This is a genomic window from Peribacillus sp. R9-11, assembly GCF_031345095.1.
Classification (GTDB): domain Bacteria; phylum Bacillota; class Bacilli; order Bacillales; family DSM-1321; genus Peribacillus; species Peribacillus butanolivorans.
The window spans coordinates 2,818,839-2,836,673 of the sequence record NZ_CP133763.1 but is presented as its reverse complement, the minus strand read 5'-3'; the positions used below and the strand labels follow the sequence as shown (position 1 = coordinate 2,836,673).

Genomic DNA, 17,835 nt, shown 5'->3' with positions numbered 1-17,835 from the left:
AAAAGGAGGAAATCTCTTGAATCGTATAGCAATTATCGGAGGCGGTCCTGCTGGGTATGTAGCGGCAATTACTGCTGCCCAGCAGGGAAAAGAAGTGATACTGGTTGTCGATGGGCCACTTGGAGGAACCTGTTTAAACGAAGGATGCATGCCAACGAAGTCTTTGTTAGAAAGTGCTGATACGTATGAGTTGGTGAAAAATGCAGGTGAATTGGGAATCCGTCTCCCATCTAACTCAATTGATATCGATTGGGAAGTGGTGCAGAAACGAAAGAAAGCTATTGTGTCGACACTTGTCCAAGGCGTTCATTATTTAATGAAAAAAAATAAAATAAAAGTAATTCAAGGAAGAGCTTCTTTAATAACGAACCACCAACTTCGGATAGAAAATGACAATAAATATGAAGAGATTGAAGCTAGTAAAATCATTATTTCTACAGGTTCCGAACCGATTCCATTACCATTTGCACCGTTCGATGGTAAATGGATCATCCATAGTGGCCAAGCCATGTCACTCCCTTCTATTCCTACTTCACTTTTGATTATTGGAGGCGGAGTCATTGGATGCGAGTTTGCAAGTATTTATAGCCGGATGGGCACTAAGGTTACAATCGTTGAGATGGGTGAAAAGCTGCTCCCAGGGGAAGATGAAGATATCTCAGCCGTCCTACATAAAGAATTGGAAAGCCAAGGGGTAATAATCCATGCCTCCACATCTGTCAAAGACATGAATACCAATAATAAGAAAGTATTTTTAGATAAAGGTGATGGCAGTATTGACGAAGTTCATGCCGATTACGTACTTGTTTCAATAGGGAGAAAGCCTAGAGTAAACGGAATGGACCTAGAGCGGAATGGTATTGATTTTTCCAAACATGGTATTTCTGTAAATAATCAAATGCAAACAAGTAATTCTTCAATATATGCCTGTGGTGATGTGATTGGTGGAATCCAACTTGCACATGTAGCTTTTCATGAGGGAAGAGTAGCTGCTCTGAATGCCTGTGGACACGAGACTAAAGTAAATTATCGAGCAATTCCTCGATGTATTTATACTTCCCCTGAGATTGCTAGCGTAGGATTGACGGAAACAGAAGCAAGAAATAAATATGGTGATATTAAAGTTGGAGAATTTCCTTTTTCCGCAAATGGAAAAGCGCTTATTTCTAACAAACAGATTGGAAAGGTCAAAGTCGTAGTAGATCCTCAATTTAATGAGATACTGGGGTTTTCCATCGTTGGCCCACACGCGACAGAAATAATTGGTCAAGGAACGGTCATGCTCCATGCGGAAATTACGACTGATATTATGGAAGATCTAATAGCAGCGCACTCAACCTTGTCGGAGTGCATACATGAGGCATTATTAAGCGTTAGTGGCCAAGCAGTGCATACTTAAATGAACTGAATCCTATTGAATTGGGGGTATTTTGTATGGTTATTAGTCATCGAACAGCGATTGTCACTGGTTCAGGTCGTGGAATTGGACGTGCGATTGCATTGAGACTAGCTCAAGATGGATTGAATGTGGTGATTAACGACGTCAATTTGGATAGCGCCGAATCGGTTGTAAACGAAATTAAGGAACTTGGACGTGAAAGCTTTGCAGTGAAAGCTGATGTAAGTAAAAGAAATGAAGTATTCAATATGGTTGATCAAGTTGTGGATCATTTTGGACAACTTGATGTTATGGTTTCAAATGCAGGAATTGCCCAAATTAAACCATTGCTTGAAGTAACTCAGGAAGACCTTGAACAGATTTTTAGTATAAATGTAAATGGTGTGCTTTTTTGTCTGCAAGCGGCTGCTGAGCAAATGAAAAAGCAAGAAGGCGGGAAAATTATTAGTGCTGCCAGTATAGCTAGTTACAAAGGGTTTAGCCTACTAGGAACTTACTCAGCAACTAAATTTGCCGTTAGAGGCATTACACAAGCGGCAGCACAAGAATTGGCTCAGTTTGGAATTACGGTAAATGCATACTGTCCAGGTATCGTCGGTACACAAATGTGGGATCTTATCGATGAAAAAATGGGGCAATATATGAATCTGGGAAAAGGAGAAGCATTTAAAAAGTTTTCGGATTCTATTACCTTGGGACGACCTGAGACCCCAGAGGATGTTGCGAAGTTTGTATCGTATCTCGCCTCACGAGATTCTGACTATATGACAGGACAATCTATCATGATTGATGGAGGCGTCATTTTTTCATAAAAACAAGCATTATAGGAATAGGCATTACGCATAAATGATTAATAAGTAAGCTTCACGTGAATGATCATGTGAAGCTTTTATTGTGAAGTTTTTGTTAATTGTAATCAAAATATTGTAAGCGCATACATAATCTACTATAATAAAGTGGACCTCGATCAACATCCTTTTTATTACTCCACGGTATTATTTCTCTTGATTGAAAAGACATGCTCTTATTTTTCAAATGAATGTTGAAAATGTTTAAACCAGATGATTAGAGGAGGATTATATGTTATCCACTAGTTGTTATTTACGTACATGGGAACGTTTTATTAGTGAGGGGGTTCTCGATTCAAATCGTTTGGACAAGCGAATTAAGGAATCTTGGCATCGCTGTAAAAAAGAACAAGTCAATCCGTATCTAAATAAAGGTAATCATGTGTTAACAAATGATTTATTGAACGTTCAAAGAGAAAAAAACTCCGTACTTCTAGATGTAGCATCGCCCCAATTAACAAGAATGAACCAAGCGATTAAAGAGTCTGGAATGATGGCTTTATTAGTAGACCCTGATGGATATGTTCTTTCCCTATCTGGAAACGAAAAAATTCTGGATGAAGCAGGTAAGATAAATTTTGTGGAAGGCGTACGCTGGACGGAGGGTGAAGTCGGAACAAACGCTATTGGAACTGCTTTGAAAACGGGGGAGGCAGTAATGATTCAAGGAACCGAACATTACTCTATTGCCTCACATAAATGGAGTTGTTCTGCAATGCCTATTTTTAATGAAGATAGGATGTTAATGGGCGTTTTAGATATATCGTGTCCGGTTGAATATTTTCATCCATCTATGCTTGGTATGGTTGCCACTTTGGCGTATACGATAGAACAAGAGATGGCGGTTCGCTCCTATAAAAGAGAGTTGTCACTAACTCAGCAATCTATTGAACTAGCAGAAGCTTATCCAGACCGCCCCTTTATTGTTTGTAATCATAAAGAAATCATCATTTCAGCCAGCAAACAAGTTCGTCAAAAAATTTCTCAATCTATTGGAATGAGACTGTCTGATTTTTTAAACTTTGGATACCAAATTGAAAAGGAAACTCTTCTTATTTCTACAGAAGATAAAAGGGTATCAGGAAAGTGTTTATTTTTATCAGAAGGTCTTAGTCATACCCAAAATAGGCTTTTTCCAACTTCTTCGCCATCTAAGTTGTTTAATTTCAAGGGTGAAATGGGTATTAGTGAAGCGTTTCAAAACACATTACATAAAGTAAAGCTTGTTGCACCAACCGAAGCTAATGTGTATATATCTGGTGAAACAGGGGTTGGAAAAGAGCTTGTTGCTATGTCTATTCACGAAAATAGTCCTCGAAAAAAAGGACCGTTTATCACCATAAATTGCGGAGCCATCCCCAAAGATTTAATGGAGAGTGAATTATTTGGTTATGTCGAAGGCGCATTTACAGGGGCTAAGCGTCAAGGGCATACAGGGAAATTTGAGCAGGCTAATGGAGGGACCATTTTTCTCGATGAAATTGGTGAAATCCCACATGCCATGCAAGTGGCGTTATTGCGTGTACTTCAAGAAAAAAAAATCGTTCCGATTGGTGGTACAAAAAGTATTTCTTTAGACATTCGCATTATTACAGCAACACATCGTAACCTTGCAGAGCTTGTAAATGAAGGATCCTTTCGCCAAGATTTATATTATCGTTTAAATGTTTATCCTGTATTTGTACCACCCTTAAGGGAAGGGAAAGGAAAGGGGATATTCCGTATCTTGTCCGCTATCTTAGTGAAGTGAATAACTGGAATATTCCATTATCAGAAGAATTATTAAATAGTTTAAAGGGTTACAATTGGCCAGGGAATATAAGAGAACTACAGAATGTTCTGCAACGATTGTCTATCTTGCTTCAAGATGGTCGAGTAGATTATGAACAATTATTAAATTCTATGCATTCACTAGCAATTACGCAGCAAGTGGATTGCCAGTCTCCGAAGGGAATTGATAAAAATTGGATTAAGGAAAATGAACTGACAACCCGAGAAAAAATACAAAGAGATTTAATGCTAGAGGCATTGCAAAGGACACAAGGAAATGTCACCGCAGCTGCAAAATTGATAGATCTCCCTAGAAGTACATTTTACAAGCGGCTTCATAAATATGGTCTATAGTCATGGATGTGTATTTTTCATTGGAATAAAAGATTATTTATATTTAACGGAATGCATGAGTATAGAGAGGGGTATGGCCTATGAAAACGAGAATTACTGAATTATTAGGAATAGAATATCCAATTATTTGCGGTGGCATGTTTCAAGTTGGCCGAGCTCAGCTTGCTGCTGCAGTAACTGAAGCAGGTGGATTAGGTATCATTACCTCCAAAACACAGGTTACACCCGAAGGTCTTCGTGATGAAGTACGCAAAGTAAAAGCATTTACGAAGAAACCCTTTGCTGTCAACCTGAATCTATTTCCAAGTCAAACTGCTACTCCAAATGAAGACTTTATTGATATTTTAGTAGAGGAAGACGTTAAAATTGTTGAAACCAGTGGCCGAAGTCCTGAGGCTTTAATGCCAAAACTTAAAAAGCATGGTTTTACTGTCATCCATAAGGTTGCAAGTGTCAAAAACGCACTGTCTGCAGAGAAATTGGGAGTCGATGCTGTTGTTATCGTAGGGAATGAAACGGGCGGCCATCCTGGCATGGGGGATGTAGGAACGCTTGTAATGCTCCCTAGAGTGGTTGATTCTGTTAAAATACCTGTACTAGCAGGTGGAGGATTTTCAGACGGTAGAGGCCTTATTAGTGCATTGGCACTCGGTGCTGAAGGGATTGTTATGGGGACTCGCTTTATGGCTACAAAGGAAGCCCCTATTCATGATAACGTGAAGAACTGGATGGTTTCAGCAAATGAATCGGATACAATCGTCATTCAGCGAAATATAGGAAGTCCTTCACGTGTAGCGTTAAATACTGTTAGTAAAGAGGTCGACCGACTAGAAAATGAGGGAGCCACTATAGGAGAATTAATCCCACTAATAACGGGACAAAGAAGTAAAAGCGTCTACTTTGAAGGTAATTTAGACGGAGGGATCTGGTCATGCGGTCAATCAGTCGGTTTAATTAAGGAAGTCATAACAGTTGATGAACTTTTAAAACAAATCGTTCATGAAGCTAAAGGTTCGTTGGAATATATCCAAAATCGTGTCGAATCGATTCGAACTTAATCAACAAAGCTTTTCATATAGAATAGGAAAACGCATATGATTTCCTATTCTATTTTTTATTGATGAATAGTATAAGCGACTATATAAAATGATTTCTTTATTTGTCGTTAATATGTGTTATTTAAAAGTAATTATTCTCTACATAGATTACTCAACTAAAACAGGTCATTGATGCTTTACTTCAAGGGAAGTTCTGCTGTTGCAACCTCTTTCTTAAGGAATGAAAGGATCAGGTTAGTTGACGAAAAAAAAATATGATAAAATACGGGTTTATATAAAAATATAAGCTATATGAGTTAGGAGATTTAAGAATGAGCATTACAATTAGGCAGGAACTATCTGAGGATTATAAAATTACTGAAAAAGTTGTAAGAAGTGCATTTGCTAATATGGAGTTTAGTGATAAAAAAGAACATGAATTGGTGTCTCGTATTAGAAAATCCGACGCATTTATTCCAAATTTATCTTTAGTGGCCGTGAATAAAGAAATTGTTGGCCATATTCTTTTATCTAAATTAAAAATTAATAATGACAATCAATTTGCTGAATCCCTTGCCCTTGCTCCTGTTTCAGTCTTGCCAGAGTATCAAAATGAAGGTATAGGAAGACTCTTAATTCTTGAAGCATTAAAAAAAGCAAAAGAACTTGAATACAATTCTGTTGTTGTACAGGGCACCCAGAATATTATCCAAAATTCGGGTTTGAAAAAACATCTTTATGGGGAATAAAAGCACCTTTCGAAGTACCAGAAGAGGCATTTATGGCATTGGAGTTGCAAGAAAATGCTCTTTATAATATTTCAGGAGTTGTTGAATATCCAAGTGCATTTTTGAATAAGGGAATACCTAAAAAAGGGTTAAATAAAAGAGCGCGATTCTTAAATAAGAAGCGCTTTTTTTTATGAATTAACTCGTACGTTAGTAGTATAAAAAGGAGCTGGTCAAAAAAACTGTTATTAAGATAAAATATTTGTTCATGAGCTAATCTAAAGATATATAATCGTGATTCCTAGCCATACTAATAAAGATTAAAATTTAGTTAGGAGGCAGTATTATGGGAAGATCAAACAATCAAAAATCATCTAGCAGAAAAAAATCATTACCTCAAACTCCCAAAAACTTAAAAATAGAACCGGAACGTGTTAATGAAGAGTTTTCTCGTGAGCTAGGTGAAAGTCCGAAAATAAGAGCTACAAGACCTAAATGAAACTAAGATACGGATTGATTACATGCCTTTATTAAATTTTAGTAAAACAGATACAAAAGGGGCCACAATAAGTGGTCTCTTTTGTATGTTTAAAAATCAACATTATTAAGGTTTACAAAGCTATATGTTGAAAAGATCATATTGTGTTCATATTCAGTAACTTATTTTACCTTAAAGCTATTAATTATCGCGCAATATGCGAAAGTACTCTCCGATTGCTGAATCTTTGTATCTCGTATCCTTTTCTCGAAATGCTTAGTTGTTTAGTGATTTTTTAGTACATTACAGAATACTACTTGAAATGACTTAGTAGCTATTTGAGCATTATTGTGTTTAATATAGCGGAAAAGAGACTCAAACTTAATGTTACGTTTAACATTATTAGTCATAATATCTTTATTATGATGTAATTAAGTTTGATCATTTGAAAGCGGATCTACTTTGTTTTTCTCCATCATTATTTCCTAGTGTGCTTAATAAGAATGGTTAATTAATTCAGCATTAATCTACCTAAGAGCGGATTTAATATTTGATCAAAATGTTTGATATTTATTAACATATTTCTGAAAGTTATTTATGCTAACCGTTCCTCTAACAGCATTTTCAAACACAACTTTGTTTAAGTAGCATTAGCAATAAACAGTTAATTAATAATAAAACATATTAACGGTATTATGAGAATTATGTGGGTAGAGAGAGAAGACTATCTTATTATTTCTTATTGGTAAGCGGAACTTATGATATTTCAGGTTGTTAATTAAACAACTGCATAATTTTTGATGGATTTATTCAATTCAATAAGGAATTTCCGTTTTTTTAAAATTATTTTAATATAACTTTTTCGAAGTGTTAACCCGAAATATTTCTCATTTTGCTTATATTTATATATATCAGAATAATAAATTTGTGATTTTAATTCTTTTTGACCTTTAAAGTTGAAGGATACCAAGTACAGAGCAAAATATTTGCTGAATTTGTAAGAGTTTTTATGTAAACAAATCGTGAGGAAACATTCTGATAATTAATGCTGGATTTAATTTGGGAAAAATCCGAAATAAACTACGAATGAAATATTAGATCCTGGTTAAAATAAAGATTGAAAATCATTTATGTACGTAGCCAGAAGAAATTAGCAGATAATTATAGAAATAAGTAAAAGTAAAGTAAAGTAAATTACATAAGATTTGAACTTTCTGTGAAATTAGTAAGAACCGCAATAATGAGAATTAAAAAACACATTATAATGCTGAGATTCTAAATCAATCAAATTTTTAACGAAATTATGATATATGATAATTATTTGATTTTTTCTAACTAAATGTAATTTCTAAAATTAATAAATAAAACAGATTATAAATAATAAAAATCTGAGTTTCCGTCTCACTTTGTTAAGTATTCTTAAGATATGAGACAAAATTAACAATTAAAATACAACTTCCTATAATATATATTATGTAAACTAGAATAAAAATTAGTTATGATATAGTTAAACCTTTGAACCTCCTTTATTATCTGGACTTTGGAACCTCTACCTCTTAAGATCCTTAGAATTATGAATGCTTTTCATGTGAATTATAATTAGAAGTTATTGAACGAATAATTTATTATCGTATATGCACCTTTGACTATAGTGGTTTGTTTGTAGTTACAGCAAGCAATAGTTGAATCCATTCTGTACATTCAATTTGAAAATAAGCAATTTGAATATGTTTATAGCGTTTTTGAATGGGCTTACAGACTATCACGAAAACAAAACTTGAGCGCGTTTCATACAGCATCAAATTAGATCAAGTTCAAAAACAAAAAAAATTAACCTTGACTCGGAAATTATGAATGGGATTGAAAATGGGTCATAAAACTACCGGTATATGTCTCTGTAGGATTTAATTTAAAATAGTGTTTTTCCGCTTCTTAAAACAAAATACATCGCGATTAGCCAAACCGAATGAAGTGATTTTTAAATACTTGCGACAACAGGAATCGGACGTTACGTAGGAACACATCTACTAAATTAAACGATATGAATTTATGGAAAAAAAGACTTTGCTGCCGTTTCATCCGCTTCTCCCCCCCAAGGGTTCGTTTCAAATCCACGATAAGGAAGTCTTTTATAAAGATGGAAAGTAATTGGGGATACGTGGCTATAAAGTGAAAAAGCACGGTTGCTTACTGCGCGTTTTTCCCTGTCTCATTTTACAGCATACGCTTACGCCCCCTTTTGTGTGTGAGGAAAACCATTTTAACATCGATTTACGGACTCTTCAGGAGCTTTTAGACCATGAAAGTATTACATCAACACAAGTATTTACGCATATCGCGTTTTTACAAAAGAAGAAAACCATCAATTCTTCGTTTGATATTTTGTAATCCCTTTTACTTAAAAAAATAACTACCTCAATTGGGTAGTTATTTTTAAATCTGTTTGATACTCCATTTGAGGATTTGTAGGTCGTTGATAGATTCCCCCATGAGTTAGTACCGGATAGGTTGAATATAAAAGGATTTGTCCTATATGTGGTTGCGTCGGTACATAATATTAGCTGGTTGAACAATGGCTAAGGCAGTCCATTGAAACAACATGGGCGGCATTACACCTGCTAAATAAAGGTATTTCAGACGAAGCTCCTTCCTTCTATATATACCTCACCACATACTATTAAAGGTTACCAGACTAATATTTTCAAATTCCCTTTGGACTCCAATACATTAAGGCTGCATGAAATGGATATTCATACTCATATTTCCCCTCTTTTTCTACCACATATTTATCAAGAATAGTTTTCACCTCATGGTCAGAATAATGCTGATCCAGAATTTTTGTAGTATTATCGCGAATCATTTCCTCATAAGAAGAATAGATTTTTTTGCTTTTCAATTTCACGATCTTACAGTCGGCTAGTATTCCAAGTTGATACAATACATTTAAAATGTGTATGTAATCTCGTTTTCTCAAATTGATTGTATATCCTCGTTGTTTCAATTCCATATAATGAGGTTTTTCTGGTCCTGTTGTCATACCTACGATAACTAAACGTGTTGCTGACTCATTCATTTTTAATAAGGTATGACCGATTTCTTTCATACGGTAGTAGCAATTAAAACCAAATACTACGTCATATTTCTCTCTTTTTGTCTCACTTTCCCACTTATTATTAATCAATTCCATGTTTTCGAAACCTTTTTCATTTGCCTGAGATGCCAAAAAACTGATAATGCTTTTTGAACTATCTATACAAGTTAACTTCCTGACTTCTTCAGCAATAGCGAAGGTATAATTGCCCCACCCAGGACCGATTTCTAAAACATGATCATCTTGATTTAATAATGTTAGTAGCTCTTGTTGCACAAGTTTTGCATAAGGGTCCTCTTTATGTTGTTTTTTCCCTTCAACCCTCGAAGACCAAAAAGCTTCTTCTGCTGCATCATCATTTAGCCTTTTCGGTATATTTCCAGTATGATCTACCATGGCTTGTCTCCAAAGTTCAATATAATCAAAATTATCTGTCTTCATCTTTTCTCTCCTCAAATTATATAATTTATGTATAATACTTTCTTAAACTATTCTACCCCATAGTTGCAAAAGAAAAAGAGCTGCAAATCAGCTCCTGATAATGAACAAAGCCCTTTTCAATAATGATCTCTCAACAGATTAGCATTCGTCATTCTTAACTTCGTTCAATGCTTTGTGTATTGACTCACTGTTACTTTTAAGGATTTCTATCACCCTATTTTATAGGTAATTATTCTAATAATACAATAAGATTATTCAAACAGAATGAAGTAATGTTTACATTACTTGCGAAAAAGGGAATGAGGCGTTCAGAAATCGTGTCTTTTACGGGAGAACAAGTCGATCTAAAGAATCAAACGATAAGAGTGTAAGGGAAATGCTGCCGCTTCTCCCACTCTATAAAAATTATTAAAGGTTTACACGTTTTTAAAATGCTGTTGGATATAAAAATTCACTTTATCAGGTACTTCAATTTGGATGAAATGCCCGGCATTTTGAATGATGTGAACCTGTGCATGTGGTAAACCTTCTTTCTGGAGCTTGTAGGCAAATTCAAAAGGGATATAAGGATCCTTCTCCCCCCAAATTATGGTGACAGGTATTTTGATCTGGTTTAGTTTTTGATTGTACGATTTAACCTTTTCTATATTTCCTGACCGGTATAGATCTAAGATGACTTTACCTGATTCGGGAGTTCTAAAGACACGATAGAAGTCTTCCAGAGTTTCGTCAACTATGTTCGGAATCGAATTCTTCATGTCAGTTTGAAATTGGGAATCATCTGACATGCGCTTCATTATTTTTTCTCCGACATTTGGTGTTCTCCAAATCTGAGCAAGTGAGTGCCACTTGTAATCTCCTGATATGGTTGTATTTGAAACAAAGAGACTTAGTATTCTCTCTGGATGATCACATGCCCATTTAAGTCCAATAAGTCCGCCCCAGTCATGTACAATCAGATGGAATTTATCTAGTTTTAGTTCCCTCGTAAAATCCGAGACAAACTGTTCATATCTCTCCCATGTTGAGGATTCATCAAACCGTTCACTTTCGCCGAATCCAGGGAGATCCGGTGCAATGGTTCTAAATCCACAAGACACAAGGCAAGGAATCATTTCCCTCCACAAAAGGCTGGACTCAGGTACCCCGTGCAATAAAAGAACAGGGGGGTCATTAACATTGCCCTTCTCAATATAAGATATCTTCTTTCCATTTATTATCATATTTTTCTTTTCCACTTTAATCTACCTCCTAAAATAAGTATGGTGAAACCTTATTAGCATAAAATCAGGTCATAGTTACTGGATTGTAGAAAGGAAATTTCTTTGGAAACAGACTATTGATAAAATACTGAATTGACTATACAGAGAGACTCAATGAAATTTCTACCAATCTCCCTCTCTCATTTCTATGTTTAACTGCGATTTAATGCTTGTGTTTTTTTATACAATGCTTATTTAAAAATGCATTCTCAGGGATTTTTTTATGATTAGTCTTTATTAATTCATGCATCTCCAATATATATTAGGTTTATATTGATTTCGAAATGTTTCCACATCAAGAATACTTGCAATGCAAAATTTTTTATTTACATAGAACTTATAAAACAAAACAAAAAAGGTAAAGCATAAAAATCAGGCCTCACCTCTGAAATGATTAAAACCTATATTTCTCTCAAGATATCAAAGCTAATTTATTTTACCTTGTTGTTCCGCTCTTTAATATACTGATCTAATTCTTTACGGGTGTTTCATCTAATTTATTTAATACCTTAAAGATAATTCATTTATCTCCCGCACCTTTTGTATCAAGGATTCTCTATTTTAGCATTTTTAGCAGATGACACTTATCTAGGATTAAGGTATTACCTTTATAAATGAATTTAGACATCTGTGGACTTTTGCTGAGTGAAGAAAAATATGAAAATGATAATGGGAAGGGCTATTAGAAATGCATTGTTTCTAGAACTTTTTACTGTAGGAATATCTGTTAATGACATTTTACTCATTCCCTCTTATATTAGTTAATAATTCTGGTGGTACGATATAATGCTTAGTTATGATTGTATTAAACAAGTTATAATCTTCAATTGGCAGTGCCGGAACAACTTCAGGATAACCAAAAATAGGACCTGAAACATTAATTGTAAACTCACCAGACGAAACAAAAAAGCCAGTCACATGTATTACATCATTGATTAATAATATAGCTATAATGATGTCCAGTATATCGATAAAAAGGTTTCCTTCTTGCGAGTGGTCCTTCCCTTCTAAACGATGTCCTCCAAAAAGAGGACCACCTAATGAGAGACTAAATCTGCCTGGCCTTACAAATATGCCAATGATTGTGATTTGCCCGGTTAATAATAGGATTGCTGAAGTAATTTCGATACTACGTTGAAAGGAGTGAATTACTTTTTTATTTGTATCAAATTCACAGGTCTCATTCAATATCATCACTCCCTATGTAGGCATTTTATTCAGATATACTGACAAACGTCACTTAATTGATTGATTTTTTATATTGTTTATTACTGAACGTATTGATTCTTCAATTTCTTTATATCCGGTGCAACGACAAATATTCGAAGAAAGCCATGATTTAATCTTTTCAGGACTAGGATTGTTGTCATTAAGGAGTAATGCCTGACAAATCAATATAAATCCTGATGTACAATACCCGCATTGAAAACCAAAATGCTCTACAAATGCTCTTTGAATCGGTGTATCCTTGAGACCTTCTATTGTAAGAATTTCTGTATCAATTGCCTCAATAGCTAACATTAAACAGGATTTTATTGGCTGATTATTCACTATCACAGTACAAGCCCCGCAGTCCCCATTTAAACACCCAGGTTTAGCTCCAGTAAGTCCGATTTTATCTCGGAGTACATCAAGCAATATATCTGAAGCCAGTATATCTATCTCGTACCACTCTTTATTTATTTCTAAATTAATTGTGATTCTTTGATTTGTGGGGTACCTATTCAAGTTCTTCACCACCTAAATATGACAAAATATTAGATAGGGTATTTTCTAAAACAAATAATCTATATCCATCTGATCCTTCAATATCGTTTAATATAGGACTTGGTAAATACTCAAAAGAAGCTAAAACTCGCTCCTTATAAGATAATTTCTTGTCATTTAGTATTTTTTCCATTGGAATTGAACGAAATGGATATGAGCATACCCCACTGAATGCAAATCTAATAATCCCGTCTTTTTTTAAAGCAGCAACTGTTAAAAGTGGGTATCCCGTGTCCCATTGCTTACGTTTCTTTACACTTAGGTATGGTGCTTTTAGATATTCTTTTTCTGTACCAATTTGAACTAGAAATTCCCCTTGGTCCAGGCGTAACTCTTTATTAAAAATCTCATTAATTAAAATTTTTTTTACTCCGCTTGGTCCTGCAATAATAACAGTACTATCTGATAATAAAAATGGCAGTACAGCCTCCCTATAAAAAATTTGTCCACATATATTTCCACCTATAGTAATTGAATTTCTTGATGAATAATCCGCAACCTCTTTTGAAGTATTCGTTAATAAAGGGAACACCTTGTTTTCTTCAAATACACTTAAACTCAATGTTGAACCAATGATTAGTTCATTGTTTTGAAAGCCGAATACCTTACATTCAGGAATACCCTTCAAATCAATAATCGCATCGGTATATATATAATTCAGACGTCCTAATGTTAAAATTTCTGTTCCTCCACCATAGTACAAAGGTTTTTTATCTTGTGATTTTAATGTTTGGTATTGTTCTATCGCTTCTTTTATGGATTTTGGTTTATAGTATTCGAAATTGTAAGATAACATCACAGTCTACTCCCTTTCTTCCCTCTCCAAATAAGTTCAGGGATTAACGGCAACTGGTTTAATGGTATTCCAGCAGCAAGAGATAAACAGTTACCGAGAGCAGCTGGCATGCCAAGAAGACCATGTTCTCCAAGGCCCCTAGCGCCATATGGAGCATCTAATTGTGGTGTATTTACAAATTCACAAATATATTCAGGATTTTCTCCATATCTTAACGGTCTATATGTTCTAAATTGAGGATTCAACACCCTACCAAAGTTATCAAAGTAGAACGTTTCACGTCCGCCAAAAGCTAAGCCCATGCTCATTGCACCCATTATTTGTCCTTCTGCAGTTTTTTGATTCAGTACCCTTCCTGCATCAATGACAGATATTGCCCTGACTATCTTGTAAGTATATTCATTTATGTCATACTCTACTTCAACCCCTTGTGCACCAACTGTCCATTCAGGTCCTGGCTTGCCTGCACCTGTTTCGGGGTCTAAATTTGTTATGTGTGGAATGGTATATTGTCCTCTACCGATTATTTGTCCTCCTATTGCACTTCCATCAGGATATTTATATCCATAAACTAACTGATTGAATGGTATTCCAATTTCAGGATCGCCCCTTAGATATACCCTTTCTTGACCGAGGTCGATGTCTTCAACTGGGGCTCTTAACACAATGGAAGCAAGTTGCTTTATTTGTAATAGAGCATCTTCGGCAGCTTGAATCGCTGCCCTCCCTGCCATTAATGTCGCACGACTTGCTACAGTTTTCCAATGTTCTGGAGTACTCTGTGTATTTACCTCCATCTGAACTTTTACATGATCAATATCCATCTTCAATTTTTCAGATACAATCTGTGCTAATACCGTTTTCGTTCCTGTACCGATTTCTATTACTCCTGATATGACGTTTACACTTCCATCAGGATTAAAGGTTAAAATGACACCTGAGCCAGCGTTGGTATCAATCGTAGAAGTTTTCCATACACAAGCTATCCCTTTTGCCCTTATTGTATTGTCGTTTATTTTAACTAGCTGGCCCTCTTCCCAATTCATTTTTTTCTTAAGCTCACTTATACATTTAGGAAGATTACCTACCGTGCTAGAATTCAATTGAACCTGGGTTGGAGTGGAATTACCTGGGAGTATCGCATTCATTTCACGAAGTTCAAGTGGATCTATTCCAAGCTTTTTAGAAAGGGAATCCATAGTCCGCTCAAATGCAAACAGAACTTCTGAATGCGCAAAGCCACGATAAGGTGAGGCATATGGATGGTTCGTATACATACAAAGAGAATCGCACCAAATATTTTCTATATTGTAAGGACCAGTGCAATCAACTGCTCCAGCACGACTCAGGTCTGTAGCCTTGTCAGCATATGCTCCTCCGTCCCAAAGATAAGTCATTTCCGCAATTTTAAGCAAACCAGATTTTGTACATCCTAATTTCACTGTCGCATCTAATCCTATATGACATGGTGATGTCAAAATATCCTCTTCACGACTATTTTCAACTTTTACTAGCCTTCCATTAACAGCCTTTGATGCAATATAGGCTAATAGTTCAAGTTGTACCGAGGCTTTACCACCAAAAGCACCTCCAACTAGAGGCGTGTTTACAATGACATTTCCGATTTCAACACCAAAATAATCACTTATTAAACGCTTGATCATGAATGGTGCTTGAGAAGAAGAGCTTATCACGACTTTATTATCTGCCCGAATTTCTGCCAAGGAACATCTTGTTTCCATAGCAACATGATCTGAAGGGGAAAAAGAGAACTTTTCCTCGACAATAATATCGCTCTCTTGCCAACCTTTTTTCATATCACCTTTTCGGATTTTGGTTCGATTTGCTATATTTGTACCTGGCTCAGGAAATACCTCGGATATTTTTTTATAGGTATCTAAATCTGGGTGGAGTAAAGGATATTTAGGATTTATGGCATCCATTGGTGAATTGATAACAGGTAAAGGTTCATAAATAACTTGAATACTGTCTGCTGCAAATTTTGCTTGTTTGGGTGTATCAGCAACAACAAGTGCGACAACTTCTCCATGATAGCGGACTTTATCTTGAGCTATGGGGTACCGATCCCTGATTTCTTCTCCTGTTAGCGGTAAATTCCCGCCAGTTATGATTGCACGAACTCCAGCAACTTTTTCAGCCTTGGTTATGTCAATATTTTTAATATTGGCATGTCCATACGGACTAATTACCTTTTTAACATGAAGGATTTTTGTTTCTTTATGGTCACCGGTGTAAATCGCTTGTCCTGTCACCTTATCCCATGCATCTTTACGAATTACACCTTTTCCGATAATATCCATATAGAATCCCCTCGTTATCATTATTATTCTTGGTTAATTGTTATCAAATACCAATTTTCCAAAATAAGTAATCTAATATATCATCAATGTAAGCAAACAGATTTCCCTCTAAAAAAGGCACAAGTATTCCTGTGCTATCTAAAACTTCAGAATATGTTTTGCCTCTTGGTTTCCTTGTATATTGTTAATTTCAGAAAAAGATATTTTTGTCTCTAAGTATTGGAGGTTGTAAACAGCCTTGAAAACTAGAAGCAACTAAGGAGTAGATAGGCTTTTTGAATACTTCGATGATGGTAGCCACCATTAAAGCAAATACTAAAAGGGTTTTTCGTGTTATGTAATTAACATCTATATCTTTGGACATTAAATTACTTCTAGGAGAAAAGTTTTCTATCAATATCAGATCAACATACTCAAGCTCAAGCATAATATATACCGTTCATTAACGTATGAATTCAAATATATGTATTACTAACTTTATGTTGAGTTATAAAGAAAATGTGTTTTTAGGGGGAATTAATAAATAATTCATTATATATACAATGAAATGTACAAAGTGTTTGGAGTGCATTTTGGAGCTAAGGTTTCCCATTAGAAGACCCTTTTGCTTTATGGCTTCATCTATATTGGTTTTCTCAGCTTATGCTTTGTAAGACAACACCTAATATGGAATATGATTAATGATTAATGATTAACGGTGAATCAGAAGAACATTACTTTTGTGATTTTTAATGTAATGATATTTAAACATAAGAAAAAGGAGCAAAACAATGCTCCTTTTTCTTATGTTATTAAACTAAAACGCTAATAGTTGAACGAGTAACTTACTTTATATTCTTTAAAATAAAAATTGTGTCATTTAATATTTACTTTTTAGATAAGGCTGTCCATGTGTTTTCAAGCCAATTATCAAAGTCCGCTCCCTTTTCACCTTCGTAAGTATCATAAATGTCCATTCTCATTTTCTTTAACTTCTCTTTGAATTCTTTAAACGTATGATCTTCAGGTAAGCTCTTCTTAATTCTTAACAGGATTTTTCGTAATCCCTTAATCAATTCTCCTTTTTTCCTTGAAGGTAATTGAACATCTTCACCGAATGCTTTAAGTTTACGGTAAGCGGCCTCTTGAATCTTATACACAGCATCGTTATTTATTATATGTGTAAGTACATCAATAACTTGTTTATTTTTGAACTGACCTAACTCTTCAATCGCATCTAAACGTTCTCTCCAATTCGATGTACGATTGGCAGATTTTTTTAATTCCTCATAATTTGCAGGTAACTCAATTTTTTTTGCTTCTTTATTATTCAAACGAATCATTTCTCCTTCTGTCTTTATGTAAGTATCTAAGGTTTTATAAAAAATTAAACCCGATACTACAAATATCCTTTTTACTAAGAAATTTATTCTTACATTTCTTATTATACCCTTTTCCATATGTTAATATAGTAAAATTTCAAGGCCTTATGATTAGTAATATCAATTAAAGGTTTTAATCAATCGAACTAAAAGGGGTCATCGAGGCGGCTCACCCTAACTTT

11 protein-coding genes and 2 pseudogenes are annotated in these 17,835 nt (G+C 34.9%); 6 read left to right on the top strand and 7 right to left on the bottom strand.

Annotated elements, in window-relative coordinates:
* Positions 1-16 precede the first annotated feature (16 nt).
* From lpdA to RE409_RS13850, 6 genes and pseudogenes are all read left to right on the top strand, one after another.
* Positions 17-1,399, top strand: a complete 1,383-nt coding sequence (lpdA, locus tag RE409_RS13875; RefSeq protein WP_309559211.1) for a dihydrolipoyl dehydrogenase — start codon at positions 17-19, stop codon at positions 1,397-1,399.
* Between the two features lie 35 nt (positions 1,400-1,434).
* Complete coding sequence (locus RE409_RS13870) at positions 1,435-2,211, top strand: acetoin reductase (protein WP_201224515.1); 777 nt, start codon at positions 1,435-1,437, stop codon at positions 2,209-2,211.
* Positions 2,212-2,479: 268 nt separating this feature from the next.
* Positions 2,480-4,371 (top strand): annotated as a pseudogene (locus tag RE409_RS13865) (sigma-54-dependent Fis family transcriptional regulator).
* An 80-nt stretch (positions 4,372-4,451) separates the two neighbouring features.
* Positions 4,452-5,429 carry an NAD(P)H-dependent flavin oxidoreductase gene (locus RE409_RS13860; protein ID WP_201249459.1) on the top strand — a complete coding sequence of 326 codons (978 nt, stop codon included), beginning with the start codon at positions 4,452-4,454 and terminating at the stop codon, positions 5,427-5,429.
* A gap of 311 nt (positions 5,430-5,740) precedes the next feature.
* A pseudogene (locus RE409_RS13855) lies at positions 5,741-6,258 on the top strand (GNAT family N-acetyltransferase); the annotation flags it as partial.
* Between the two features lie 224 nt (positions 6,259-6,482).
* Positions 6,483-6,635 carry a YfhD family protein gene (locus tag RE409_RS13850; RefSeq protein WP_152952274.1) on the top strand — a complete coding sequence of 51 codons (153 nt, stop codon included), beginning with the start codon at positions 6,483-6,485 and terminating at the stop codon, positions 6,633-6,635.
* A gap of 2,680 nt (positions 6,636-9,315) precedes the next feature.
* On the opposite strand, the gene RE409_RS13845 is transcribed toward RE409_RS13850, so the two are convergent.
* The 7 genes from RE409_RS13845 to RE409_RS13815 form a co-directional block, all read right to left on the bottom strand.
* Positions 9,316-10,146: a methyltransferase domain-containing protein gene (locus RE409_RS13845; RefSeq protein WP_201253533.1), complete on the bottom strand. Its 831-nt coding sequence runs from the start codon at positions 10,144-10,146 to the stop codon at positions 9,316-9,318.
* A gap of 416 nt (positions 10,147-10,562) precedes the next feature.
* A complete protein-coding gene (locus RE409_RS13840; RefSeq protein ID WP_201180484.1) occupies positions 10,563-11,384 on the bottom strand; it encodes an alpha/beta fold hydrolase in 822 nt (273 codons plus the stop codon).
* Positions 11,385-12,146: 762 nt separating this feature from the next.
* On the bottom strand, positions 12,147-12,602 hold the full coding sequence (locus RE409_RS13835) for a hypothetical protein (RefSeq protein WP_201180485.1): 456 nt from the start codon (positions 12,600-12,602) through the stop codon (positions 12,147-12,149).
* 42 nt (positions 12,603-12,644) lie between these two features.
* Positions 12,645-13,136, bottom strand: a complete 492-nt coding sequence (locus tag RE409_RS13830; protein WP_201180486.1) for a (2Fe-2S)-binding protein — start codon at positions 13,134-13,136, stop codon at positions 12,645-12,647.
* The gene (locus RE409_RS13825; RefSeq protein ID WP_309559210.1) at positions 13,129-13,971 is read right to left on the bottom strand and encodes an FAD binding domain-containing protein; all 843 of its coding nucleotides are present in this window, start codon (positions 13,969-13,971) and stop codon (positions 13,129-13,131) included. The genes RE409_RS13830 and RE409_RS13825 overlap by 8 nt, the downstream gene beginning before the upstream one ends.
* On the bottom strand, positions 13,971-16,292 hold the full coding sequence (locus RE409_RS13820) for a xanthine dehydrogenase family protein molybdopterin-binding subunit (protein WP_309559209.1): 2,322 nt from the start codon (positions 16,290-16,292) through the stop codon (positions 13,971-13,973). Before RE409_RS13820 ends, RE409_RS13825 begins: the two co-directional genes overlap by 1 nt.
* Before the next feature lie 866 nt (positions 16,293-17,158).
* Positions 17,159-17,605 (bottom strand): HEAT repeat domain-containing protein, encoded by a 447-nt coding sequence (locus RE409_RS13815; protein ID WP_309559275.1) that lies wholly within the window; start codon positions 17,603-17,605, stop codon positions 17,159-17,161.
* Between the last annotated feature and the right edge of the window lie 230 nt (positions 17,606-17,835).